The sequence below is a fragment of the Photobacterium ganghwense genome, assembly GCF_017329545.1.
GTDB classification, from domain to species: domain Bacteria; phylum Pseudomonadota; class Gammaproteobacteria; order Enterobacterales; family Vibrionaceae; genus Photobacterium; species Photobacterium ganghwense.
In genome coordinates, this window is record NZ_CP071325.1 from 1,258,698 (window position 1) to 1,283,725 (window position 25,028).

Genomic DNA, 25,028 nt, shown 5'->3' on the forward strand with positions numbered 1-25,028 from the left:
AAACCAGCGAATTAAGCCTAAGACTCGCGTTAACGAAAAAAAGTGCGTGCCCGGCAATCCAGAAAATAGCGATAAAACCTGGCCGTCGGGAGTGAATAAATAGCCGGGTGTCTCACCCTTGAAACCGCCGCTTTCAGCCATATATTGATCCGTAAGGAGCGATGAATTTTTCGCCTCTCGTTGATAATTTTGCTGGGTGCGCTGCCATGAAAACCAAGTCTCTGATGGTGTTGCCGGGCATTCATTTTGAAGTGAGTGAAACGGCATCCGATAGCCGCAGCCGTGAATGGCCGGCGGCTCAAAGTTTTCCTGTTTTTAAAAATGACACGGCCTTTACAGTGCCAAAGGTCCACTTTGTGGTCGCACTGTCTCCTGATGCCGTCATCGGGGCGTTATTGCGCCAGTACTATCCGCAGCATCTTCACTAGCGGAGTGGATGTCGTGTTAAACGGCTGAAAGTGATGTAAAAAGATAAAAGTGATGTAAAACTGATAAGAGGGTCGAATGCACTTGTGCTGAAGATGCTTGAGTTGATTGCTTTTGTAGCGAAGACATTGAATTGACGAAGCGGCAGCGTCTCTGAATGTTCAGGACGCTGCCGCTTTTGTTTTGTGCCGTTTTTATTTTTGCCACGGTCGCCATGTGTCACTTCATATGGGTCTGCCCGGCGTCGTTCTGCTTCGTATGACTAAGCTTCGTATAAATGAGCTCTGTATGACATCGCTGATTATTGGCTTGGCGCAGCTTCACTCTTTTCCGGGCTGGCCGTACTCTGGGTGGTATTCGTCCTCGCGGCCAGTTTATTGGCCAGCGAGTGCAGCTCCGGTAGCATGCGCTGAATCAGGTGTAACTGCTGCAGAACCATGCGGGCAGACGTACAGTCTTCATCCCGCCATTGGGCCAGACGCTGTTCCAAAAGGCTGTCTGAATCTGGTGCCTGCGCGCACACGTTGCCGTCAAGTTGTGCGGCCAGACAATCCAGATGCGCGTGGATCTGCCGGTGCGCCTGGGCAACCAGATGGTGCGTCTGCTCATCCTCCAGTCGGGTGCGGTGCGCGCCTAATGCCGAAATGTAACTCAGCATGGCATGGTTCAGGGTCAGAAAGCGGAAGCACTCATCGGTGGCCATCCGGTAGCGTCCCGGCTCAGACAGCATGTTGCTGATCGCCGTGCTCAGCTGGGCATCGGTATTATGCGCTTCTCGGCGGGCAATCCGGTAGCTCAGGCTGTCACGCTTGCCGATACGGTACTGGCCAATAATCTGGCCCAGATAATCCCGATTTGTCTGTATGGCCGCTGCCATCACCTTATGCAGGCGGCGAGCCTGCCAGTCCGGCAAAATAAAGCTCACCGCCAGCACCGCCAGTAAGCAGCCCAGCAGGGTATCGCCAAGGCGCGGCAGGATAACCGCAAAGCCTTCGCCTAACTGATTGAAACAGAACAGCACCAGCAGAGTGATAAACATGGTCGCCAAAGCGTAACTGGCCGCGCGGAAAGCGAAAAACAGGACGCCCGCTAAGACCATCAGTACCATCTGGCCTTCCTGACCCGGAAACAGAAACAGCAGAGGCATGCCGATTAACAGCCCGGCCAGAGTCCCGATAACCCGCTGCTTTAGACGTTGGCGGGTGGCGCCATAGTTGGGTTGGCACACAAACAGGGTAGTCAGCAAAATCCAGTAACCACGTTCTAAATCGAGGAACTGAATAAAGCCGTAGCCGACGGTCAGTGCCACGGCCATCCGAATGGCATGGCGGAACAGCATCGAGTTGGGATTCATCTGACTGATCAGCCGCTGCCAGCGCTCTTTCATGCTGTGCGCTTCGGTATCGGCCAGCTCTATGTCACTGTCGGTCTGGGCGGCATCGGGATTACTGACATTTGACAGCTGTCGCTCCACCGTCGCCAGGTTATTGAACAGATAATCCAGCTGGCTGAGGAAAATACGGTATTTGGGGTTTTGCTGGTTCTTCAGGTACAACAGCGATTCCTGAAGTTCATCCAGATTCCTGACACTGTCGGCGCCGTGAGAATAGGGTTTGCCCATTGCCAGAGCATCGGCAATTTCCCGGCAAGCATTGGCTTGGCTGGTCAGCAAGCGCTGGAACCGGAACAGGACGTCACTGCGCAGAAATTCTGCTGCCAGATCCTGATAACGGTAATGGGATGAACTGGCGCGTTCATGAATATCTTGCGCCAGAAAGTAAATTTTGAGGAAACGGTCACCGCTCGGGTTCAGATGTCCCCGCCGAACGCGGCGCAGCAGGTTTGCTTTGGCATTATTCAGCGCCGTCACCACTTTGGCATTTTGGCTGGCCGCCTCGATACGAAGCGGCTGTGGGTTCATGTTGGCGATGGGCTCAAACAGTTTGCTCTTGCAGTCCAGGTAGCTGGCAAATTCCGAGAAAACCGCCGCCAGTCCTTGCTGAACCGGCTGATTCGGCCACAGGATATGCCAGGTCAGTGACAATACCCCGTACCAGGTGGCGCCGCTGAGCAGAAGCAGCGGCTGATACCAGAGATTGGGACTTTGTGCGGCGCCGAGCATGGTATAGACCGCCAGCAGCAACGAGGCGAAAGCAATCGTGGCGTAGCGGGCACCGATCGCGCCCAGCATGATAAAACCGAAGGTCGAGATAAACAGACCCAGGGTGAATAAAATCGGGTAAGGGAACAGCAGTTCAATAGAGAAGGCGGCGACGGCGAAACAGGCCAGTGTCATCAGCAGCGATTTGATGCGACCACTGAGACTGTCATCGGTTTCAGCCAGTGCCGAGGCAATAATACCCAGCACCAGCGGGGTTACTTCTGAATTCGCATCAAAATACCAGCAAGGAAGGGCTACCCCCACCAATGCGATAAGTACCCGAACACTGAAATTAATACGATCTTTTGCCCAGTATTGGCGCAGGGTCAGTTTGAGTGGGTGACTTTGCATGGTAACTCTATCAATCCGTCGGAGTGCCTAAGATAGCAAAGTTTGTCTTTCAAAGGATATATATCCACAGAAAAAATGCTGTTAAGCCAAATTATTAGCAGAAATTTTACGCAAAAAGCAGTACTGAAGCTATGGTGAAATCAGAGTTCTTGATACTCTACCAGCAGTTTATTTTATGGCTCGGAGATTGCATTGCGAAGTGACCGTCTCTGGGCCAAGATTGATCGAGCATCAACGAACAAAATTTTGGTGACACAATGCGTTTAACAGCGGGGTGGCTGGCTCAGTGGCTCGCCCAAGGTGATTATTGCAGTATTGCATTAGGTGAGAATTGTCTGATTTTGGATAGTCAGACAGAAACAGAAGAAATCCCGTTTGATGAGTGGGATGGCGCGATTGCCGTACATCGGGGAGTGATGTGGGGCAGTTTTGAAATTACCTCTGCCGACCAGGAATACTGCTGGACGATTCACGGCTTACCCTGGCGGTACTGTAAATCGTTCGCCAATATGTTGCTGGAAGCGTACCGTAACTGGGCGCAGGGCCGAGTAGAAAAACTTGATTCGCTGCTGCCGGAGATGCTCAAACGCATTGATACGTTTACTTCTCAGGATGCCTACCTGCGTGAATCCGATCACCGCCGTCTTCATCATTTTCTGGACCAGTCGCTGGCGTCAACGGGGTTAACCCGAGAGCTGGCCGCGTCTTTTCGTCCACTGGCGTTTGATAAAGTCGAACCCTGGCTGGAAGGGAACGGTGAGTGGGTTGATACCTCAAACGAGAAATGGCTGGAAAAAGAAGCCGAAAAGTGGTCATCGTGGTTCGATAAGTTTGAATCTTCTCCGCTTAACCCATCACAGCGGGAAGCGGTGCTGATCAACCAGGATCATAACTTGGTGTTGGCGGGTGCCGGAACCGGTAAAACCAGCGTGCTGGTGGCGCGAGCAGGTTATCTGGTGGCTAACCAGCTTGCTCAGCCAGAAGAGATTCTGATGCTGGCCTTTGGCCGTAAAGCCGCTGAAGAGATGAGCGAGCGGCTGGCGGCGAAAGTGAACAACAACATTAAAGTCGCCACGTTCCACAGTCTGGGGACCCAAATCATTAAAGCGGTTGAGGGTGAAATGCCAAGTGTTTCGCCACTGACTCTGGATGAAAAAGCCCGTACCGACTGGTTGGCTGGCGTGTTGAAAGAGCAGTGGGAAAATGACACCTCAGCCCGTCGTTGGCAGAAACACCTGACCCAGTGGCGGATTCCCGGCTTCAAAGCTGAAAACTCGATGGAAAAGCAGGCGCGCAGTGAACAGCTGATCAACTGGGTATGGCGTCACATTGAGCTGATTGGCCAGCGCGGCGCGAACAAATCTCAGCTCAGTGACAGTATCGAGCAACATAGTCAGGACACCGCCAAGCCTCGCATGAAGAGTGAGCTGGCACTGCTGTGGCCGTGTTACCGTGCCTATGAGCAATACCTGAAAACCCACAAGCAGATTGACTTCAATACCATGATTCAGCGCGCGACTGAGTACGTGAAGGAAGGTAAGTTTGTGCCGACCTGGCGCTTTATCATGGTCGATGAATATCAGGACATTTCTCCGCACCGACTGGCACTGATTGAAGCATTGTGCCACTCCAAGCAGGCAGCGCAGAAGCCGACATTGTTTGCCGTCGGGGATGACTGGCAGGCGATTTACCGTTTTGCCGGTGCTGATGTGAATTTAACAACCGGGTTTGAAAAACGCTTTGGCGCCTGTCACATGACCGAGCTGGAGACCACTTACCGGTTTAACAGCATGATTGGTGAAGTGGCCAATGCCTTCATCCAGCAGAACCCGAACCAGCTTAAAAAATCGCTGACCAGTTTCAAGAAACAGAAGCGAAAAGCGGTGACGTTGTTGTGTCAGGATCTGATTGACCAGGAGCTGGCACAATTGGCGTCGCAGCACAGTGAGCCGGTGACGACCTTGCTGCTGGCCCGAAATAATAATCAGCGTCCGGAAAAGCTCAAGCAGTGGCAGGAAAAATGGCCACAATTGGGACTAACCTTCATGACCTGCCATGCAAGTAAAGGCCGTGAGGGCGATTACGTCTTTGTGCTCGATGTGAACCGGGGAGTGTTCCCGGCACCGGATCGTGATACCGGGCTGGCCGCTTGCTTGCAGGCGCGGGGCGAAAGCTTTACGGATGCAGAAGAGCGCCGCTTGTTCTATGTTGCCCTGACCCGTGCCAAGAAACATGTCTGGGTGTGTGCCGAGCCGGAGAAAACCTCGCCGTTTGTGAATGAGCTGATTGATGATAACTATCCGGTTGTCAATAAAATCAAGCGTGTGAAGGCCAAGCAAAAATAACCGCCGTCATCTGACGAGGTGATCACATACCTCTTGATGAATGAAAGATAAAACCCGCTGCGTTTTTGCGTCAGCGGGTTTTTTGTTATTGGTCGGATTAAGCACTTGGTGTTGTTTGCAGCAACGAGCGATCTAAACGTTTTGGTTAAGTCTATTTCCTAGGATCATCAGTTTTATTCCTCAGTACCTTGGCCAAAGCTTCCAAAGACGGCTTACTCCAAGCTGAGTACCAGCTTTCCGCTGTGTTGCTGACGTTTAAGCAACTCCAGTGCTTCAGGCAGCGCGTCAAAAGAGAAAACCTGACTGACCATGGCATCCAGTCGGCCCTCGGCGACCCAGTTTGCCAGCTGATTACCGATATCGGCCAGATGTTGGATGTGTTCGATCAAGCCATGGGCGTACGTGCCATGAAGGGCCACTTCATGAAGGCTGATCGCTTTGGTCGTGGCCATTAAGGGCACCTGATTAAACTGGTCGGCAATCATGACAATATGGCCGTTGTAGCGAATAAGCGCACTGAGCATGCTGCCGGATTTCGCCGAAATACAGTCGATGACCGCGTGTACCCGTTTATCTTCAGTCAGCTCAATCAACCGCATGGCCGTATTTTCGGTTTCCGGATCAATGACATGATCGGCACCGTAATCGTACAACCGCATGTGGTGCTGGTTTTCAGCGATGGCATAGACAGTTGCTCCCGCCTGTTTCGCCAGTTGTACCGCAAAGCCGCCTACGCCACCACCGGCACCGGAAATAACTACGCTTTGTCCGGTTTGTAACCGCAATTTGTCGTGCACTGCCAGCCAGGCCGTATAACCGGCGCAGGGCAAGGCCGCGGCATCTGTGAAGCTGACCGTCTCCGGCAACCGGCTGACGGCATAAGCTTTTGCCAGCGTATATTCCGCAAAACCACCTGCAACCCGGGGATCGAGAAAGCACATGACCCGGTCTCCCGGTCGAAAATGCCGGACGGAATCCCCCACGCTGGCAACCGTTCCCGCGACGTCCAGGCCAATAATGTGAGGATACGACCAAGTGGCGTAGCCCCAGTGTGCCAGTTTGTAATCGATGGGGTTGAGCCCGGCAGCATTCACCTTGATACAGACCTCATCGGCTGCTGGTGTCGGGCGGGATGCCCGAGAGAGTTTAAGGCACTGAATGCCCTCGGGTTGAGTCAGTTTCCATGCTTTCATCAGCCACCACCTGGAAAATTATAAGAATTTAGTGTTGTCGTTATCTTATTAACCATAAACCAAATTATTGAAAACGGGGGCGAATCATCCGCTTGGCGGGTTTGCTGAACTGTCAGGCTGAGCTGGTGTGATACTTAACCGGTGTGGTGCTTAATAGCTGGACTGTTTATCAGAAGAACAGGTGAGGGGATTAACCATGGCTGTGAAAAATGGTTTGGCACAGGTTGTGGGTACAAACGATTCGCTAAGCAATGTAGGTAAAACCGGTCAGGCTAAAACAAGACAGTCTCAAATAGGTCAGGCTAAAGCAGCTAAGAAAGGAGTCGGTGAAAACAAACTGGCTGCCATCACGCCGATTGAGGGCAAAACAGGCAGCCAGAGGAGTCAAATTTCATGGGGCAGGGGGTGATTAGCCCAGACGTTCATCCAGGTACGCGTTGTAATCCGGAATCTCGATCTCCACCTCTTCACTCAGCATTGGCGAAGAAATCATGAAGTTTGCACTGGCGCGGTTAGTGGCAACCGGCACATTCCAGACCGCTGAGATACGCAGCAGGGCTTTGACATCCGGATCATGCGGCACGGCATTGAGGGGATCCCAGAAAAAGATCATCATGTCGATTTTGCCTTCGGAGATCAGTGCGCCTAACTGTTGATCGCCGCCCATAGGGCCACTGAGCAGGCAGTTCACTTCCAAGCCAGATTCGCGGGCAATCAGGTGGCCGGTTGTACCGGTGGCATACAGAGTATGGCCGATCAGCTTGTCCTTGTGCTCGAGCACCCATCTCAGCAGATGAGATTTGCAGTTGTCATGCGCAACAAGGGCAATATGTTTTTGAGGTTGCATTTTACGGGTTGTTACGTGCATCTGGCGCTCCAGTTTGCAAATAGATAACTTGAGTAAGTCGGTCAGGGCTTCCGTCACTGGAAAACACCTGAAAGCTGCGGTTATAACTACCAGAGCCCGTCGCCGAAGTACAAATAATTCTGTTGAAATCAAAGATAGTTAACAGAAAACTCAGTGACAACCTCATGCCATTGGTGATTGCACCCGACGCTGCCTGTGTACTGTTAAGGCGGACCTACACTGAAGACCGGGCGGAACTCTGCGGGTGACAAAGAATCGGCGATCACAGCGTCCGGCAAATGGGAGGGCGTCAGCCCTTCGACCACCGTGGCGAGATCCAATTCGACAGGCTGATGTTCTAAATAGCGAACGGCCTGATCGACGGATAACATGGCCTGTTGTGCCATTTTATCCGTCGGGGCAAAGAGGATTTTGTGCCGCAGTAAGCCACGATATACCCCGTGACTGAGGTAGGTCGAGACCACATGAACTGTCTGTTCACGCTGGCTGGCGCGAAGTTCGCTGACGGCAACCTCGGCGGCGACGGCTCCCCCGACGATATAGTCGATTGGCTGGTCACTGGCGAAAAGCTGCTGGATAAGATTGCGTTGCAGCTCTTTGCTGTTATCGGCCCACAGTGTGGTCACAACCTGAATGTCACTGCCTGCGATGGCATCAAGGAATCCTTGCACGACAGGCTTGGTTCCACCGCGGCTTTGAGGCCCCGGTAACAAGGCCACCCTGACCACTCCGCTGCCTTTAGGATGACGTTTTGCCAGAAATTCTCCGGTTGCTTTCCCCATCTCCGTCCAGTCCAGGCCGACCCGTGCAATGACGGTGCTGGCGCTGTCCGGATTCTGCGTATCGAGATAATTGATGGTGGCAAATACTGGGATCTGGCCGGTGATCTTACTCAGTTGCCCGTCGTAGGCATGGCTGTCGACAGTACCGAGAATAATGGCATCTGCCCCCCATTCCCGGCATGCTTCCAGCTGTTCAATCTGGCGGGAGAGGTTTGGGTAGCCTCCGGCTTCCAGTACTTTCAGGCGAACGCCGAGCTGGCGGGCATGTTCCACCATCCCGTAATTGACCGACAACCAATATGAATCTTTCAGGTGCGGGTACACAGCGCACAGTTTCCAGGGCTGGCTGGCCGCTTTAAGCGGCTGATAGTGTATGGGGGTGCCTGCTTTACCTGCGGCAAAAGGTGGTTTAATACTCAAGACATCATCGGCATAGACCGGAGCGCACAACGCCAGTATCAGGATCGAGTGCAGTGGCGTGTTTGCCAGCCGCTTGATTCCTTGCGACTTAGTCCCTTGCAACATATTTCCTTGCGGCTTAGTTCCTTGTAACTTAGTTACCGAAAGACGGGTTACCAGGTATGTCCAAAGCTTAGACAGCAGGACACCGGCTCGATGTAACCGGGCGGTGGAAAATCTGGCAAAGTAGGTATCAAAAGCCGGTAACTTCATAACATTCATCACGACAAAACCAAGGGAGCGGGTTCGATAAACATCAGCGGCCACTATGGCAGTGCTGGTGGTTGTGTGTTTCGATGCGGCCTCGGCTTGATCCGAGTTGCCTGCAACTTACTGACAGTCAGGTATAATACCATTTTTAGCGTTTTCTGTGAGCCGTGGGTCTGACACTGTTAAGTGAATGGTCGGCGGCTTTATACCTCGTGGTTGATAAATATGACACTTACTCCCCGTGGCATTGGTCAGAAATTACTGATCGCCTTTTCGATGATGGCCGGATTGATGATGATCGCGGTTGTTATCGGTGTAGCTGGTTTTTCGCTGGTGGCACAAACGGAACGAACGGTGATCAATTCGGCGGTACCGGCGCTGGCGGAAGCGCGTCAGTTATCAGATCTCAGTACCCGCATTATTTTCAGTGCGCAGGTGCTGGCCAAATCCAAAGATGAGCAGGAACGTGAGCGACAGGGGAAATCGCTGACGGTCCATATCCAGTCACTGAAAAAAAGCCTTGATGCGCTGGAGCAGTATTCGTTTGCCCCAGAGCTGATGCAGCAGCTGGAGGCGGATGTTGACAGTATCGTCCAGAATCTGGCTCAACTCGGCCTGCTGGTGGGGCGTAAGCTGCAACTGGCAGAGCAGGTGGAGCATCAGAATCAGGCGCTGACGGCAGCGACCATACAGATTGACTCGCTGTCTCAGTCGCAGGTCTCCAATGCCAATACTATCGCGGTGGCGAACGTTGCCCGTATTTACGATCTAGTCAAGCAAGGAGACGATCAGGCCGTTTATCAGGCGTTAGACAGCCTGGTGGAAGTCGACATGGATCTCAGCGAGCGCCTGTTTGAACTGCGTTTCCTGTCATTGCAGGTCATCAATCTGCTGGATGATACCAGCCGCGTGACCAATCAGGAGGCGCTGGATAACCTGAAGCAACGTTTTAGCTATGCGGTATCGGTGATGCACCAGCGGGTGAAATCGGTTGAAGATCCCAGTCGTTCACAGCAGTTACTGACGTTTACGACCAAACTGAACCAGTCAGGAACATTTTTTGATGACTTGTCGTCCTTGATTCAGGCCCGGCAGGACGTCGAGCGTATGGAGCAGCAAAACTTGTTGTTGTTCCAGCAGCTGAATCAGACCGTTGATGACATTATCACCGCTGCGAACACCGGGACAACGCAGGCGGTGACGCAGGTTGAGCAAACCCTGACCGTTGCCCGTAACAGCCTGATTGCCATTTCGGCGCTGGGGATGGTCGCCTTGGTGCTGATTATGTGGCGCTATGTGTATGCCAGGGTGATTCGCCGGATTAACGACTACAGCCAGGCGCTGATGTCACTGGCACGGGGCGATCTGGCAATTCGTCTGACGACCCAAGGTGATGACGAACTGGCACAAATGGGCAGGGCCATCATGGTTGCCCGTGACACCGCTTATGAACGGCATCGTCTGGCACAGGCGGAAGCTGCCGCCCGGCATGAACTGCAGCAACATAAAAACAGTCTGGAGCGTCAGGTCGCCGAACGAACCAGCCAGCTGGAGCAGGCCAATAACCAGCTTAATGAAGAAGTGAAAAACCATGCTCAGGCCCGTGCTGAAGCCGAGCAGGCCAACCGTGCGAAATCAGCGTTTCTGGCGACCATGAGCCATGAAATCCGCACCCCGATGAATGGGGTATTGGGCACCGCATCCCTGCTAGCTGATACCGGTCTTACCGCGCAGCAGGCACATTATCTGGATGTAATTAACCGCAGTGGTGTCACCCTGTTGGATATTCTGAATGATGTCCTGGACTACTCCAAAATTGAGGCGGGACACCTGGATATCCGGCCTGCGGATTTTTCCCTGCCGGAACTGGTCAGGGATGTCCGTGACATGTTGCTGAGCCGAGCTGAAGCAAAGCATTTGGCGTTGGTGACAGACATTGACGACGGTGTCGGAGATATCTGGCTGGGCGATGCTACCCGATTGCGTCAGGTGCTGGTCAATCTCATTGGTAACGCGATCAAATTCACCGAGCATGGGCAGGTTTCGCTGTATATCAGTGCTTCGGTGCATCAGCCGGGGCGGTTGCTGTTTGAGGTAGAAGATACCGGTGTCGGGATTGCATCAGCCGAGCAGGCGACGATTTTCGATGCTTTCCAGCAAGCGCAGGACGGACGAAACAAAACCGGTGGCACCGGACTCGGATTGGCGATCAGCAAACGTATTGTTGAAGCGATGGGCGGAGAGATTGGCCTTACCTCGCAGCTTGGGGAAGGCAGTTGCTTCTGGTTCACCCTCACGCTGGAGCCGGGTGAGCGTCAGGCGGTAAATGTTGATACTGCCGCTGTTCAGTCATCATCTCCTCAGGTTTTGGCTTCTCAGGTCTTGGCTTGTCATATGTCGGCTTCTCAGGTATCGGCCTCTCACGCGAAAGTGTCAGCGATGGCTCCGGCGCACATTTTGCTGGTCGAAGACAACCCGGTTAATAGCCTGGTCGCGGAAGGGTTTTTGCGGCGACTGGGACATTCGGTGAGGGTGGCTGAGAATGGAGCAGAGGCAGAAGCCTTGTTTGCTGCTGAGCGTTTTGATATTGCGCTGCTGGATATCAACCTGCCGGATACGGACGGCGTCGCGTTACTGGCCCGTTTACGCGCATCAGATGCAAGCAAGGCGGAGATCCCGATGGTGGCGTTCTCGGCCCATGTTTTTAATGAAGATGTCGAACAGTACCTGAATGCCGGTTTTGCCGGTTTCCTGCCCAAACCGTTGGTTGAACACCAACTGGTGGATGTCATCGGGCAGCTGTTGGGCGGGCAAGAACGCGTTTGTCCCTCGTCTGCGTTGGTGAGCGATGTGTCGGCAGCAGAAGATGTGGCGGCAGCAGAAAAAACCATAGAGAAAAACGATGCCATCCCAAAAGAGGCCGTGAAGAGTAAGGAGGCCTGCAAAGTGAATAAGGAGACCCGCACAGTGAGCGACCAAACAGACACGGAGAAGGTTCCACTGCTTGATCCTCAAGTACTTGGCGGAGATTTGCAGGTACTGGGTAAAGAGATGGTGACGAGAATGATTCATCTGTTCATCTCGTCCTCCACAGAAACATTACGACAGCTGGATGATGCCTTGACTGACAATAATCCTAAGGCTGTCGCCAGTCAGGCGCACACCCTGAAGGGGGCGGCTGGCACCATGGGGCTCACCCGCTTGTTTCAGGTCTGTCTGAGGTTTGAAAAAGCCGGAAAACAGGGGGAAGTCTCGGCTCTGAATATGGCGGATCTGGAAGCGGTGTATCAGGCGTCAGTGGCACAGCTTCAGGCTGAGTATGTCCCGGATGATAATGCCTGACAGCCGGTTTCAGCCAGTAAGCCAGGTTGAGCAGTACAAGGCCGGTATTCAACCGACTTTGTACACTTTTGGTTTGGTACGACCGGCAGAAGGTTACTGCGCTTGTCCTGTGTCTGCCGGGGCAATTAGCAATTCGAAACGTTCGTTGCCCCGTAAATTTTCAAAGTCTTTCTCTTCCGCGGCCAGTTCTTTGAGCGATACGCTGTCTTCAACCGCGCGTTCCAGATCGTTAATAGCCTGCTCTTCGGCGCCCAGACAGGAGTAAGCACAGGCGCGCTGATACAAAGCATGGGCGTTGGATGAATCCAGTTCCAGCACCCGGTTACACAAGCTGAGTGCCCAGTGGAACTCACGCATTTCCATCACGGCATCGGCTTTGTAGGTCAGGGCTTCCAGGTCGCCCGGTCGAATCTTCAGGATCTCATCATACACTTCCACTTTTTGCTCCGCTGTATGCAGGTTGTGGGAGCGCAGCCAGAGGTTGTGGATCTCATTGATGATCTCAATCTCTTTGTTATTTTGCGTAATGATGCGGGTTTTACGCTTCAGATCTTGCTCAAGGCGCTGGAATTTCTTCTCGTATTGCTGAGCAATATCTTTCAGCTGCTGTTCGGCCACTTTTTTGGTGTTATCTCTCAGCTCGCGAAGTGATTGCCAACCGATAAACGCAAATAGCGAAGCCGCACCGGCAATCAGGTAGAAGAAATAGGTGACGGTGACATTGGCGTAGTTCATGGATTTATCCGCAACGGCCAGCTCGCGGTCAGTGATTTCTTTGATCATCCGGCGTTCAATATCCTGCTGATCCTGACGCAGACTTTTCAGCTCATCCAGCACATAGCGTTCCATCAACGGTCTGTCATACAGGTCCTGTTCGGAATATTTTTCGGCCGCCAGGGCGGAAAATGGCAAGAGTAAACAAGCGAGGAGGGGGAAAACACGAAATATCATCAGCAGAACCTTATGGGGTTGAATGTGAGCCGCAGCGGGTAGAGCTAAAGTTTAGGGTAACAAGGCCAGGTTCAAATTGAAAGGCGGGGTCAGACAAGGCTGTCTGTAGTGCGGAAAGAAAAAGGCAGCGGGTATGACGGCGAAGCACGGTGCAGATTTCGCCTGTCATACGCTGTGGCATCAGAGAAATGACTGCCTGCTTAGGAGGTTATAAGGTATTCAATGGGCACGAAATAGGCAGAGCATCCTCCGCATTCAACTGGGGGTTAAAGTCGTATAGCCCCCGGATTTCTGAACGGCTGCCACCAGCGCTTTTCGCTGTTTAATCCGGGTCTGTTCTTGTGCAGACAGGGTGGTTGGCGTTACTGATTCACCTGTACGTGTGTCAGTTTGAGCATGTGGGTTGGAATTTTCCTGAACGTGACTGGCAAAGGCAAAATCTTTATCAAAAATCAGCATGATGCGATCCCCTGAGTAGTTTGGTTAAGTCGCCGGGATATCGAATAAGCAATATCAACCGCAACAGTCGCAGCTATATTGTGGTGGGGTGGTTAAAAAAGCATCACCCTCGGTGCGTCATTTCAGGGAGGAGAACCGCGGGCGTAGATACCTGTTTTTTCACCGCTTCAGGCGTAGAAACCGCAAAACCACAAACAGGCGGCAGAGGATAACGCAGGCATTTCGTGAATGCCAGGCATCATTACGGTAGAATTGTTGATAGAAATGCCCGAGTTTCACCATAGGTTGAAAAGAATGTCAGAACAACATGAAGAATATGAAGTAGAAGCAATTGGTGTGGAGGTGAATGCTCAGCCTATTGAACTCTACAAAGTCCTGAAGATCGCGAATGCAGTCAGCGGTGGTGGCGAAGCGAAATTTGTCATTGCGGAAGGGTATGTCGCCGTAAATGGTGAGCTTGAGCAACGTAAGCGTCGCAAAGTGTACGATGGCGATGTCATTGAATTTAATGAAGAGTTTTACCTGGTCATTTGTGACCAGCCGATCACTGAGCAGCCTTCAAAACCTTCTGCATCATCTGCTGATATGGCTTCTTCAGCAGATACGGCAGCTTCAGTAGAAAAAGCATCGTCAGCCGTACGCAGCGAAAAAAACGCTTCTCGTCAAGGGGCTGAAAAAGGCAAGCGTCAGGCGGCTCCTGGTCGTTCACCGTCGAAAAAGGGAAAAGGTAACGCTAAGTCATCTGGCAATAGCAAAGCTGCCCGACGTGGAAAGAGTGCCGGTCAGGGGGCTAACCGAGCGTCCGGTCCGGCAGATAAAGCAACTGGTCGCAAACCAATCAGTTTCTAACGGTGTCAGCTTAGGTGTGTTTCAACGTTTGATAGCGCTGAATCACAGATAGGTAGACAGGCAGATAGGATATATAGCAAAACCGCTGCAGTCATATGCCGCGGTTTTTTTGTTAAATGGCCTGTCTCTGGCTGTTTACGTTTAGCCAGGTGCTTTGTCCACAGTAAAGGGCGAGAGCGTGGGGAAATCGAATCCGGAGGCGGATTTGATGTCAATATCCTCAATGCGTGTATTTTTCATCCTGTCGGTTTGGTTTATATTGGCCTCTTTCTCGTTAATTTTCTTGCAGTTATAAGGACAGTATTTTGCTTGGAACGCACAAATACACGCTGGCAGGTTGTCTGGCTATCCTGATGTGGAGCACCATTGTGGCTTTTATCCGGAATGTCGCCGAGCAACTGGGGCCGGTAGGTGGAGCCGCGATGATTTATACCGTCAGTACGGCGCTGCTAGCGATTTTCATCGGATTGCCTCGACCGGGGCGTTTTTCCCCAAAATATCTGTTGGTGGGCGGAGCCTTGTTCGTCAGTTATGAAATGTGTCTGGCGCTGGCATTAGGCATGGCTAATGATCGTCACCAAACCGTCGAAATGGGGGTCATCAATTATCTCTGGCCCTGTCTGACGGTGTTGCTGGCGGTAATGGTCAGTAAAAAGCGGGTCAGCCTGTTGCTGTACCCGGCGTTAGCGCTGGCGTTTCTGGGAGTGGCTTGGACGGTCAGTGGCGATGAAGGACTTTCTCTGAGTCAGATAGCGGCGAATGTCGCCACGAACCCTGTCAGTTACACATTGGCCTTTGTCGGCGCTTTTATCTGGGCAGTGTACTGCAACGTGACCAAACGCCTGGCTAACGGAGAAAACGCCATCACCTGGTTTTTCATGGCGACGGCGCTGGCGCTGTGGGCAAAATACTTCATGTCTGATGAGCCTGCCATGGTGTGGTCGATGGGGGCAGTGACAGATCTACTGTTTGCCGCCGTCGCTATGGGGGCGGGCTATGCGCTGTGGAATATCGGCATTATTGGCGGCAATATGATGTTATTGGCGACGCTGTCATACTTTACCCCGATATTCTCGACTTTTTTTGCGGCAGTGCTGCTGGATATCGAGTTAACGACCGCATTCTGGCAGGGAGTGATCATGGTGACGCTGGCCTCATTGGCTTGCTGGTGGCTGACCAGAAAAACGTAATCAGGGTAAGTCCGGTGTATTTCGCTACTTTTGGTTAAAAAGACAGCGAAAGTTGTGAATAAACCTCACTGCGCTCGAGCATCTTCTTGCATTCTTTCTCCGGTGGATGAAACCGGCATTCTCATGTTTATTGTCTTTGTTCTCGTATTGTAAGAATTAATCCTTCCTTTATCGTTTCTTTTCTTGCAATGTGAGAGTGGTGGTTGTGGTGAAAGCGCGGATAAGAGTTAATGAGCTTGTCAGCGTAATCCGGACTTTCAATGGGTTGCAATGAGTAACAATGGGCAGAAGTGAACCGTCCCAATGACCAATAAATACAAACTAAACGCTAACGAAAAAATGCTTCAGGTATTGATGCACATTGCATCGGCAGATGAGCCGATCACGGCGCAGTGCCTGAGTGAACAAACAGGTATGCCGACCAGCAGTATGTATCGCTACCTGGTGATCCTGAAAAACTGGAACCTGATTGAAGAAAGCCCACGTCAAAGCTGTTACAGCATTGGCCCGGCAGCGCTTCAGTTGCTGCGCAACTTTCAGCAGTTTTCACCGCTATCTGGCGGCGTACACCAGGTATTAAAGCGGGTTCAGCAGCAAACCGGCGAGATGGCCGCGTACTTGGTACCCGTAGGGTTCCGGGCGCTGTGTATGGCCCGAATTGACAGTCCTCATGCACTGCGTTGTGCCTATGAAGAAGGTCAGAGCCAGCCACTGATTCGCGGGGCATCTGCCAAAGTGATTCTGGCACATTTGCCGGAGCAGCGGATTTTGTCAACGCTCTATCACTTCGGGATCACTGAGCCTGAAGAGACACAGAAGTGGCAGCAGGAGCTGGCGGAGATCAAGCAACAAGGATATGCCATCAGTACTTCTGAGTATGACCTTGGGGTGTCTGGGGTGAGTGCCCCGGTCTTTTCCGGAAACAAAATTGTAGGTGCTGTCAGTGTTATGGCACCGGAAGACCGGGTACTGAAAAGGAAAAACCAAATTATTTATGCCGTGTTGCAAGCGGCCAGGGTATTACCACCCGATTCTTAATTGACAGACAGAATACGGTTTTAAGGAGCAATCATGCTGGATTTTAAACGTTGGTTTTCATTTTCGTTACCTGCCGGTCGTGCAGTAACCCAACAATCCCTGGCCATGATTGAACCTTATGCCGAGCAGCGTAAGGCGGGAGCCGTCGTGCTGGGAATGGCCAGTGATCTGAGCCTGAATTATTACGACAGCCTGATCGGAACCAAGGAAGGCCCGGACAGTATCCGCCGTATGCTGGCAAAACTGCCCGATTTAGGTGCCATGCCACTCTATGACGCCGGAGTGATTGAGGAAGAAGTCACTACGGAAGGGCGGGCAACCGGTAGCGCAGGCTTTGAAGCCATGCGAACCCGCCAGTATGAGCGGTTATGCGGTATGCTGCGTGCAGGGCACTTTCCAATTGTGCTGGGGGGCGGTCATGAAGTGGCTATCGGCAGTTTTCAGGCATTGTCTGACACCTTGCATCAGGCGAGTGACGGCATCGAAGACGGGATGGCTCAGCTGCCAAATGCCGGGCAAACCCGAATCGGTATCATCAATATTGATGCTAATTTTCAGTTGCGACGCAGTCTGGCGGTGCGCGCCGGTTCGGCGTTTCATTCGGTAGCCAGCTTTTGCCAGGAGCACCATCGGGAGTTTCACTACCTTGGATTAGGGATGTGTGACCATACCAACTCTCAGGCTACCTTTGCTTATGCTCGTGAACTGGGAGCTGACTGGCTACTGGATCGTGAGATGAAAATGAAAAACCGTAAGCGGATTCAGGCCACCATTGAGGCGTACCTGGCACGGGTCGATCATGTGCATCTGAGTCTGGATTTGTCGGTGTTTCCGTCACTGGTTGCTGAAGGGGTGAATTTATCCCGGATTTACGGGGTAAACCTGCCTGTGGTTGAAATGGTGATCCGGCAGATCATGGAAAGTGGTAAGGTGCGCATCATGGATGTTACCGGGCTGAATACAGAATTTGATTATCAGGGTGATACCGCGCGATTAGCAGCCAAGTTGATTCGCCACGCCCTGAAATCGGTTTCACCCTGATTGCTGATTATCAGCGCTCATTACGTTTATTCGAAATTTCCTCTTAACCTAGTTTGAGTCAATTGACTGAGGCTCCCCAGCCAGGGAGCCTTTTTTTATTTGTTGTTTCTACGTTGTGATTTTTTCTCTGGCCGCTTTCCTAGCATCCACTGTTCTTCTGACGGCAGCACTTATCAGCCTTTGTTCCGACTCTTCTTTTTTCATATTGTTTCTGCGCGAGCTGAAAGCCGGCAAATCAACGCAGGCAAAGCAGGGCTGGAAAATAAGAGTAGGCAGATTAACGCAGCTAAATCAAAACGGTTACCTTCACATCCGAACCACAAAAAACACCATAAAAATTGACTGTGGTGCCAGCTAAAAACGACGGCATTGAGTATTCAAAATACGAAGCAGAGCTAAGCTTATATGCAGAGCCAGGTTGATATAAAGAGAATAAAAAAACGTTGGCTGCTGGTTAACGGCCAAAATTTCACATTTATGCTATTAAATATCGGTTGATGGTAATTTTTTATTTTAACACTGTTAATAAATTCGATATTTTATTGGTGTAAATGTTTACTATCTTGTGGCTCGCCTTAAAGTTGAAAATGCACATAAAAAGGCGACAGGCTAAGGTTAGACTGAATAAGGAGAAAGGCCATGAAGAAATGGGCTGGGTTTGCAGGTTTAGGTCTGGTAATGGCGGGAACAAACGTAATTGCCGGTGAACCTGCTTTTGACTGTACAAAAGCGCATGGTGAAGTTGAGAAAATGATTTGCCGTGACAGTGGGCTGGCCGCGCTCGATCAAAAAATGCAGAAGGTGTTTGATCAGGCGATGCTGGCTTATCCGGAGACGGAAAAACCATTACAACGTGCCATGCAGCGTGGTTGGATTAAAGGGCGTAACGAGTGCTGGAAAGATGTGGATGTACGCGCGTGTACCGAGTATGAGTACAAAACCCGCATCATTGATTTGCAGATCACCAGTGGCCAGTTGGAAGTACCTCAGGCTGTTGCGCTTGACTGTAATGACAACAGCCAGCCATTTACCGCCGTGTTCTACGAGCAGACGGATTCGAAAAGCGCTGTGCTGACGCGCGGCAATGATCAGATCATTGTGCTGGCCAAGCCAACAGCAAGCGGCACTAAATATGTCGGTCGTAATGTGACATATAACGAACACCAGGGTGAGATTAAAATTAATTGGTTTGATAATAAGTTAGAATGTAAGGCTAAGCGTTAATGCTGTACGCAGGGCAGAGGAATGAGGTTGAACACAAAAGCTTTTATTAAACCCTTTATTTTAGGTTGTCTGACTGTCGGCTGTGCTGCGGCATATGCAGAGCCGATGCGAGCGACACTGCCGGATGGTCGGCAGGTGATCTTATTTGATGACAATACCTGGCAATACGATACCCCGTCAGTGTCGCCGGGCGCCACGCGTGCTCCGGTTCGTCAGGGTCAGAACAGCCCGGCCTCACTGCCTATTCCTCCCAAACCCGGGGCCGGAGCGGCAGCGGTTGCCGTTGGTACGTCAGCTTCTGCCTCCGGCCACGCAGGTCAGGCATCAGCATCCCAGCAGGCTATGGCCACGATCCCGGGGGATATGATCATCCCAGGAAACGGCAAAGTGGTTGGTGTTCATGAGCGCAGTGGCATTGAGCTGACGTTGCAGGCCGCCAGTTACCAGAATGGCGAACTGGTGATTCCGACACGACTGAAAAATGACGCGACAGACGCGGTGGTGCTGGTGGAGCTGGAACTACGCCTTCGTAGCCGAAGCGGCGATGTGATTGCCCGTGAAAAGCACAAAGTTTGGACGTCTGTTAAGCGAATGCCGGAAACGTATTTCCGTCCCGGCACTGAGCGTACCGGTCGGGAAATCAGGCTGAAAGTCCCGCAGGCTGAGCAGTATTTCCTGGAAACAGAGTTCTTAACTGTCGAGCAGTGGTGAGCGGCTTACTGATTTTTGTTTGCTGTGATATCGCTGCAGTTCATGTTCGATGTGTTGGTTGTTTTCCTGCAGAAGCAGATCCAGATGCGACGGATAGTTGTTGTCGCGACTTTTCATGTACGCGGCCAGCAACTTAACGTCGTCCGGGCGTGGTCGATAGCTCAGGTTCGGAAAGGCGTGGTAAATCGTATGAATGGCTTCGAGCAGTGCTTCTGATGGTTGGCGGCTCATAATGATTACGCTTCGTCACTGTAGGTTTGATTCAAGACAGGGCGCATTGTAAAAACCCTTTATGACAACCTTGTTGCATCGTGTGAACTGACTGACGTTAAACGTAAAAATGGAAGGAAAGCCGGATTACTTATCCGGCTTTTTTATTGCTGATTGCGGGGACAGAAGGCGGCAGAGTGGCTTCTCAGCGCGTTTTTCGGTATCGACCTAATAGCGAGCCTTTGAGCGAGTGCCTTGGTGTTGAAAGTTACCGCTCAGCTCTGTAATCCGTAAAAAGTGACGAATAAAAGTAACAAATAAAAATAACGGCTTTAAAACACGCAAAAAACAGCCCAAACGCAGGGTAATCGCTTAACTCTTGCCGGTTATTTCAGATGCCGAGCCGGACATCCATTGCAGGATAAAGTCGGCCACTTGCTCAGGTTGGTTGAGATCCAGTTGTGGTAAGTGGCAACCTTGGGGGGCAGGGGCATCAGAGGCAAACGCGATAATGTAAGGGTCCTGCGGATAGAGCAGTGGTTTGCCATATTCCGGACGATGAATCTCAATCTTGGCGATGGACTCGTCGCGAAAACCCTCAACCAGCACCAGATCCAACTGGCTGTGATCCAGTTGCGCCACGCATTCTGCCAGTTGCGGCTCATCCCGTTCCGGCTCCGGATATTCAAAATACAGCATGTGGCGTTCTTTCGTGGCTAGTAAAGTCTGAGCACAGCCGGCATGCCGCAGGCGATAACTGTCTTTACCCGGTTTATCAGGTTCAATTGTGTGATGACTGTGTTTGATCAAACCAAGGCGGATTCCCTTTTGTTTTAAAAGGGGAATGAGTTTTTCCAGCAGCGTTGTTTTACCGGAGCCGCTGTAACCGGCAAAGCCGATAATCGGTGTCATAGGGCAGATAGAATCAGGGAACCAGACTGGAAAGTGTAACTAAAGCCGCGGCATAGAAAAAGCCTGCCTCAAGCGGTTTGTTTTGTCAGTGGTCAGGCATGACATACTGTTGCTGCCATACCATTTGTATCAATAGTGAGTGCGCCGGCTATTTTCTCCATGAGTGTCATGTTTCCGGCTACAGTTATTGTGTAGTTCACAGGCATCTGCTATTACCAAATACAGGTACAGCGGAAAAATGCTTACCAAATCTGCTGTCCATTGTTTTGACAGGATGTCGTGGTATTGACAGCAGGTTCCTATCTAACGCATCAGGGAGAGTGCAATGTGGGCAACATTGGATTTTGAAGCGTCGGGACTGTCCGATCAGTCTTATCCCATCGAAGTCGGCTATTCATTGCCGGATGGTTCAGGAAACAGCCTGTTAATCAACCCGTTGACCGCCAGCGATGTCTGGCAACACTGGGATGAGTTCGCAGAGCAGGAAATTCATCAAATTACACGGGAAAAGCTGCACGCTGAAGGGGTGCAGGTCAGTGAAGTCTGCATGCATCTGAATGCGGTACTGGGTAAATATGAACGTGTATTTTGCGACAGCCAGTGGGACCTGTTCTGGTTGGGACGGCTGTATCATGCCGCTCATATGCGACCGTCATTTTTTCTGACAGAAGTCGGACTGTGGTTGATGCAGGAAAACGGTATTGAACGGGCGCACTTTCAGCAGGCGCTGGCTGAGTTGGGGCCGGCTAAGCACCGTGCCGAGTCGGACGCCAGACAGATACGACTCGCGATCAGCCAGGTGATGAGATAATTACGTTTCCGGGAAACGTTGCTCTCTGAACTGGTTATGGTCTGAAAATGACGAACGTCCGGGACGTTCACGGTAATGCGTATAAACGGTATTGTACTGATTTTACAGCCGTATATACTGGCAGTGCTTAACCAAACGTCCCCAATCTATCATCGTCAGGATATACTTTTGCAGCCTCAAGCTCCGTCTTCTTCGCAAACGTCTTCATTGCCGCCTTCTGTGCGTGTTGCAGTCTTCAATATTTCAATGTCAGATCCCCAGCCGGGAAAAATCCATCAGCGGCTCAAGCAAAAAGATGAGCCCCGTTTTACGAAACTGGCTGCGATTATTCAGCATGTTCGCCCGGATGTACTGTTGCTGTGCGAGTTCGACCATCCTGGAGAAGGGGGAGATGATGGGGCTCTGGCACTGTTCTGCGCTGAATATCTGGAAGTACCGCAGCATGGACAGACCCCGATTACTTATCCTTATCGCTACGCGCCGCCCACTAATACCGGCCTGGCTATGAATGTCGATATTGATGGCGACGGAGAAATCACACTGCCTAACGATGCTCAGGGGTTTGGTGAGCATCACGGGCACTTTGGTTTTGTGTTGCTTTCCCGCTATCCCATTAACACGCGTGAAATCCGTAGCTGGCAACAGTTTCTGTGGCAGGATCTTCCAGACCACCTTATGCCAAAGGGCTATTACCCTGAGGCCTCGCAGGCTACGTTAAGGCTGTCATCAAAAAATCACCTGGATATTCCGGTGGAAATTCACGGGCAGGCACTGCATCTGCTATGTTGTCATCCGACCCCGCCGGTGTTTGACGGGGAAGAGAAACGCAATGCCCGGCGAAACCATGACGAGCTGGTGCTGATGCGGGCGATCATCGAGAATAGCGATTTTCTGCGTGACGATCAGGGCAACGCGGGTGGCTTGTCGGTTGGCAGCGATTTCGTGGTTATGGGGGATCTGAATGCAGACATGATGGATGGCGATGGAATGAAATCGGCAATTCGTCAGTTATTGCTGCATCCAAAGGTGCACCGTTCGGTGGCGTCCGGGCGTATGACGCCTAAAAGCCTTGGCGGGCGTTTTTATCGCCCCTGGCAACCCCGGGAGGGACGTGCCAGTGAATGGACGCATCTGTCAGGACTGCGGCTGGATTATGTGTTGCCATCGGCCTCTCTGGATGTGTTGCAAAGTGGTGTTTTCTGGCCCGATAAGAAAGATCCGTTATGGGCGCTGATCACCGACGAAACGGGGCGGGACCGGCCTCAGGCAGGTTCAGACCACCGTTTAGTGTGGGTGGATATCGCCTTGAAAAGACGCGAGATCTGACATCGACGCAGAATGGTTTAATTTCCGGTTCTGGCCTACGCTTTTCAAAAGCCTATGAGCCAGAGACAGGGAGTAGACCATGCCTCAATCGCGCAAATCAGATGCTCAGCATGCCGAATCACACAAGCTGGATCCCAAAAAGCCGCTAGGAGGGGAAGGGCTGCGCGGTCAGACTGCCGGGTCAACCGCTTTGTGTACGGTCGGGAAAACCGGAACCGGTTTGACTTACCGCGGATATGATATTTCTGATCTGGCTACCAAGGCCGAGTTTGAAGAAGTCGCGTTTTTGTTGCTGAAAGGCAAGTTACCCAATCGTGCGGAGCTGGCTAAATACAAAAATACCCTTGTCGCGTACCGTGGCCTGCCAATGGCGCTGAAAACAGTGTTAGAAGCGATACCGGCTACGGCTCATCCGATGGATGTGATGCGCACCGGTTGTTCGGTACTGGGCAATCTGGAACAGGAACACGATTTCAGCGAAGAGCACGATAAAGCGGATCGCCTGCTGGCGTTGCTGCCCGCGATCATCTGTTATTGGTATCGGTACAGCCATCATGGGGTCAGAATTGAAACTTACAACGACCAGCCCAGCCTCGGCGGTTTTTTTCTGCATATGCTGACCGGCACACCGCCTTCTGACATGTTCAAGCAAGCCATGAACTGTTCCCTGATTTTGTACGCTGAGCATGAGTTTAACGCCTCCACGTTTGCGGCTCGGGTATGCGCTTCAACACTGTCGGATATTCATTCCTGTGTCTGCGCTGCCATCGGCACGCTGCGAGGCCCGCTACATGGTGGGGCAAACGAAGCGGCGATGGACATGATTGAGCAATGGCAGTCGCCGGATGAAGCGGAACAAGGTATCCTGAAAAAACTGGCCAACAAGGAAAAAGTCATGGGATTCGGCCACGCGATTTATCGGGAAGCCGATCCCCGAAACGCGCTGATTAAAGTGTGGGCTGAGAAGCTTTCGAAAGATGCCCATGACCCTGTGCTGTATGATATTTCTGTTCGGGTCGAAGAAGTGATGAAGCGGGAGAAAAACCTGTTTTGTAATGCCGACTTTTTCCATGCACCGGCGTACCATTTTATGGAAATACCGACCAAACTCTTTACGCCAATTTTTGTGATGAGCCGGGTGACCGGATGGGCGGCTCATGTGTTTGAACAACGTGCTCACAATCGCATTATTCGCCCGAGTGCGGACTATATCGGCCCCCCACCTCGCGACTGGGTAGCCATTGAAGATCGGCACTGAACATGGCCCGTTTTGGCGTTAACGTTCAAGTTAAAGTTAAAGGTGTATCGTTGAAAGCGTGGCTCTTGTTACTGTTTGGTCAGTGAACGTTGGCGAGAGCAGGGCCAAAATAAAGCCATAACCAAATAAAACCATAACAAAAAACATGACAAATGAAAGCCGCTGAGGCAATTACACTGTGCAGACAAGCTATGCAATATTCTCTTTTTTCTGAGCCGGATTCAGAGCCGCATACAGACCGCGAAAACCAATCACAGACCGGCGATACATCCCGTTCAACGGCCTCTGAATCAGGGCTGGCCGGTATCCCTTATGGTTGGCAACCTGTACAGGATGGTCGACTCTACTGGCACCCGCATTTCTGGACGCCGGAGACGGCTCATCACCTCTACCTTCAATTGGATCAGACTCTGCCCTGGCAGCAACAGCCTATTCGTATGTATGGTCGTGAGGTGCTGCAACCCAGGCTACAGGCATGGTGCGGTGAGGCCGTGTATACCTATTCCGGCCTGACCATGCATCCGCACCCCTGGACACCAGCGTTACTGGCGATTCGCAACCAGTTGGAGGCATTGCTGGGGGTTCGCTTTAACTCGGTACTGGCCAATAAATACCGGGACGGTGAAGATTACATGGGCTGGCATCAGGACAATGAACCCGAATTGGGCGTAGAGCCGGTGATCGCGTCCGTGAGTCTGGGAGAAACCCGCCGGTTTGTGCTGCGTCACCTGAAAACGCAACAAAAACTGGAGTTCAGTCTGGCATCCGGCTCGCTGCTGGTCATGGCGGGAGAACTGCAGACCCATTGGCAGCATACGGTGCCTAAGACGCGAAAACCCAAGCAGCCCCGAATCAATCTGACTTTCCGGTCAGTGTTACCGCCAACCTCACGCCAGTGACTCACAGGGTTT

22 protein-coding genes are annotated in these 25,028 nt (G+C 51.8%); 14 read left to right on the forward strand and 8 right to left on the reverse strand.

The genetic code is table 11. The annotated features are described in order from the left end of the window. The first annotated feature begins 206 nt into the window (after positions 1–206). Positions 207–428, forward strand: a complete 222-nt coding sequence (locus FH974_RS06015; RefSeq protein ID WP_146149689.1) for a hypothetical protein — start codon at positions 207–209, stop codon at positions 426–428. A 299-nt stretch (positions 429–727) separates the two neighbouring features. Here FH974_RS06015 and yccS read toward each other — a convergent pair whose 3' ends face one another. Beyond that, positions 728–2,938, reverse strand: a complete 2,211-nt coding sequence (gene yccS, locus FH974_RS06020) for a YccS family putative transporter (RefSeq protein ID WP_047883443.1) — start codon at positions 2,936–2,938, stop codon at positions 728–730. Positions 2,939–3,195: 257 nt separating this feature from the next. Between yccS and helD the strand changes: the two genes are divergently transcribed. After that, positions 3,196–5,283 carry a DNA helicase IV gene (gene helD / locus FH974_RS06025; RefSeq protein WP_047883444.1) on the forward strand — a complete coding sequence of 696 codons (2,088 nt, stop codon included), beginning with the start codon at positions 3,196–3,198 and terminating at the stop codon, positions 5,281–5,283. 212 nt (positions 5,284–5,495) lie between these two features. Here helD and FH974_RS06030 read toward each other — a convergent pair whose 3' ends face one another. Then, positions 5,496–6,476: a zinc-binding dehydrogenase gene (locus FH974_RS06030; protein ID WP_047883445.1), complete on the reverse strand. Its 981-nt coding sequence runs from the start codon at positions 6,474–6,476 to the stop codon at positions 5,496–5,498. 196 nt (positions 6,477–6,672) lie between these two features. Between FH974_RS06030 and FH974_RS06035 the strand changes: the two genes are divergently transcribed. Further along, entirely contained in the window at positions 6,673–6,885 is a 213-nt protein-coding gene (locus tag FH974_RS06035) for a hypothetical protein (protein WP_047883446.1), read from the forward strand. On the opposite strand, the gene FH974_RS06040 is transcribed toward FH974_RS06035, so the two are convergent. Continuing rightward, a complete protein-coding gene (locus FH974_RS06040; RefSeq protein WP_047883619.1) occupies positions 6,886–7,344 on the reverse strand; it encodes a methylglyoxal synthase in 459 nt (152 codons plus the stop codon). A 203-nt stretch (positions 7,345–7,547) separates the two neighbouring features. Next, positions 7,548–8,651, reverse strand: coding sequence for a TMAO reductase system periplasmic protein TorT (torT, locus tag FH974_RS06045; protein ID WP_422894360.1), 1,104 nt, complete (start codon positions 8,649–8,651; stop codon positions 7,548–7,550). A gap of 369 nt (positions 8,652–9,020) precedes the next feature. Here torT and torS point away from each other — a divergent pair, with 369 nt between their 5' ends. Next, positions 9,021–12,137 carry a TMAO reductase system sensor histidine kinase/response regulator TorS gene (torS, locus tag FH974_RS06050; RefSeq protein WP_047883447.1) on the forward strand — a complete coding sequence of 1,039 codons (3,117 nt, stop codon included), beginning with the start codon at positions 9,021–9,023 and terminating at the stop codon, positions 12,135–12,137. Between the two features lie 93 nt (positions 12,138–12,230). On the opposite strand, the gene FH974_RS06055 is transcribed toward torS, so the two are convergent. Both FH974_RS06055 and FH974_RS06060 read right to left on the reverse strand, forming a co-directional pair. Further along, a complete protein-coding gene (locus FH974_RS06055) occupies positions 12,231–13,088 on the reverse strand; it encodes a TPR end-of-group domain-containing protein (RefSeq protein ID WP_047883448.1) in 858 nt (285 codons plus the stop codon). A gap of 255 nt (positions 13,089–13,343) precedes the next feature. Next, positions 13,344–13,547: a hypothetical protein gene (locus FH974_RS06060; RefSeq protein ID WP_047883449.1), complete on the reverse strand. Its 204-nt coding sequence runs from the start codon at positions 13,545–13,547 to the stop codon at positions 13,344–13,346. Positions 13,548–13,841: 294 nt separating this feature from the next. Here FH974_RS06060 and FH974_RS06065 point away from each other — a divergent pair, with 294 nt between their 5' ends. The 6 genes from FH974_RS06065 to FH974_RS06090 all read left to right on the forward strand — a co-directional run bounded on the left by FH974_RS06065 (position 13,842) and on the right by FH974_RS06090 (position 19,600). Beyond that, positions 13,842–14,396 (forward strand): RNA-binding S4 domain-containing protein, encoded by a 555-nt coding sequence (locus FH974_RS06065; RefSeq protein WP_047883450.1) that lies wholly within the window; start codon positions 13,842–13,844, stop codon positions 14,394–14,396. Positions 14,397–14,701: 305 nt separating this feature from the next. Then, positions 14,702–15,586, forward strand: coding sequence for an aromatic amino acid DMT transporter YddG (gene yddG / locus FH974_RS06070; RefSeq protein WP_047883451.1), 885 nt, complete (start codon positions 14,702–14,704; stop codon positions 15,584–15,586). Between the two features lie 303 nt (positions 15,587–15,889). After that, positions 15,890–16,624: an IclR family transcriptional regulator gene (locus tag FH974_RS06075; RefSeq protein ID WP_047883452.1), complete on the forward strand. Its 735-nt coding sequence runs from the start codon at positions 15,890–15,892 to the stop codon at positions 16,622–16,624. Positions 16,625–16,657: 33 nt separating this feature from the next. Then, a complete protein-coding gene (locus tag FH974_RS06080) occupies positions 16,658–17,665 on the forward strand; it encodes an arginase family protein (RefSeq protein ID WP_242551853.1) in 1,008 nt (335 codons plus the stop codon). Positions 17,666–18,304: 639 nt separating this feature from the next. Beyond that, positions 18,305–18,889 carry an MliC family protein gene (locus FH974_RS06085; protein ID WP_207103567.1) on the forward strand — a complete coding sequence of 195 codons (585 nt, stop codon included), beginning with the start codon at positions 18,305–18,307 and terminating at the stop codon, positions 18,887–18,889. A gap of 27 nt (positions 18,890–18,916) precedes the next feature. Then, complete coding sequence (locus FH974_RS06090) at positions 18,917–19,600, forward strand: DUF3157 family protein (RefSeq protein WP_047883453.1); 684 nt, start codon at positions 18,917–18,919, stop codon at positions 19,598–19,600. Here FH974_RS06090 and FH974_RS06095 read toward each other — a convergent pair. Together FH974_RS06095 and mobB are read right to left on the reverse strand one after the other, a co-directional pair. Then, entirely contained in the window at positions 19,580–19,831 is a 252-nt protein-coding gene (locus FH974_RS06095; RefSeq protein ID WP_047883454.1) for a hypothetical protein, read from the reverse strand. The genes FH974_RS06090 and FH974_RS06095 overlap by 21 nt on opposite strands. 351 nt (positions 19,832–20,182) lie before the next feature. After that, positions 20,183–20,722 carry a molybdopterin-guanine dinucleotide biosynthesis protein B gene (gene mobB / locus FH974_RS06100; protein ID WP_047883455.1) on the reverse strand — a complete coding sequence of 180 codons (540 nt, stop codon included), beginning with the start codon at positions 20,720–20,722 and terminating at the stop codon, positions 20,183–20,185. Between the two features lie 325 nt (positions 20,723–21,047). Here mobB and FH974_RS06105 point away from each other — a divergent pair, with 325 nt between their 5' ends. From FH974_RS06105 to FH974_RS06120, 4 genes are all read left to right on the forward strand, one after another. After that, positions 21,048–21,533, forward strand: coding sequence for a hypothetical protein (locus FH974_RS06105; RefSeq protein WP_047883456.1), 486 nt, complete (start codon positions 21,048–21,050; stop codon positions 21,531–21,533). A 246-nt stretch (positions 21,534–21,779) separates the two neighbouring features. Further along, positions 21,780–22,859, forward strand: a complete 1,080-nt coding sequence (locus FH974_RS06110) for an endonuclease/exonuclease/phosphatase family protein (RefSeq protein WP_207103683.1) — start codon at positions 21,780–21,782, stop codon at positions 22,857–22,859. Positions 22,860–22,938: 79 nt separating this feature from the next. Further along, complete coding sequence (prpC, locus tag FH974_RS06115; RefSeq protein ID WP_207103568.1) at positions 22,939–24,117, forward strand: bifunctional 2-methylcitrate synthase/citrate synthase; 1,179 nt, start codon at positions 22,939–22,941, stop codon at positions 24,115–24,117. Between the two features lie 191 nt (positions 24,118–24,308). Then, positions 24,309–25,016, forward strand: a complete 708-nt coding sequence (locus FH974_RS06120) for an alpha-ketoglutarate-dependent dioxygenase AlkB family protein (RefSeq protein WP_207103569.1) — start codon at positions 24,309–24,311, stop codon at positions 25,014–25,016. Positions 25,017–25,028 lie beyond the last annotated feature (12 nt).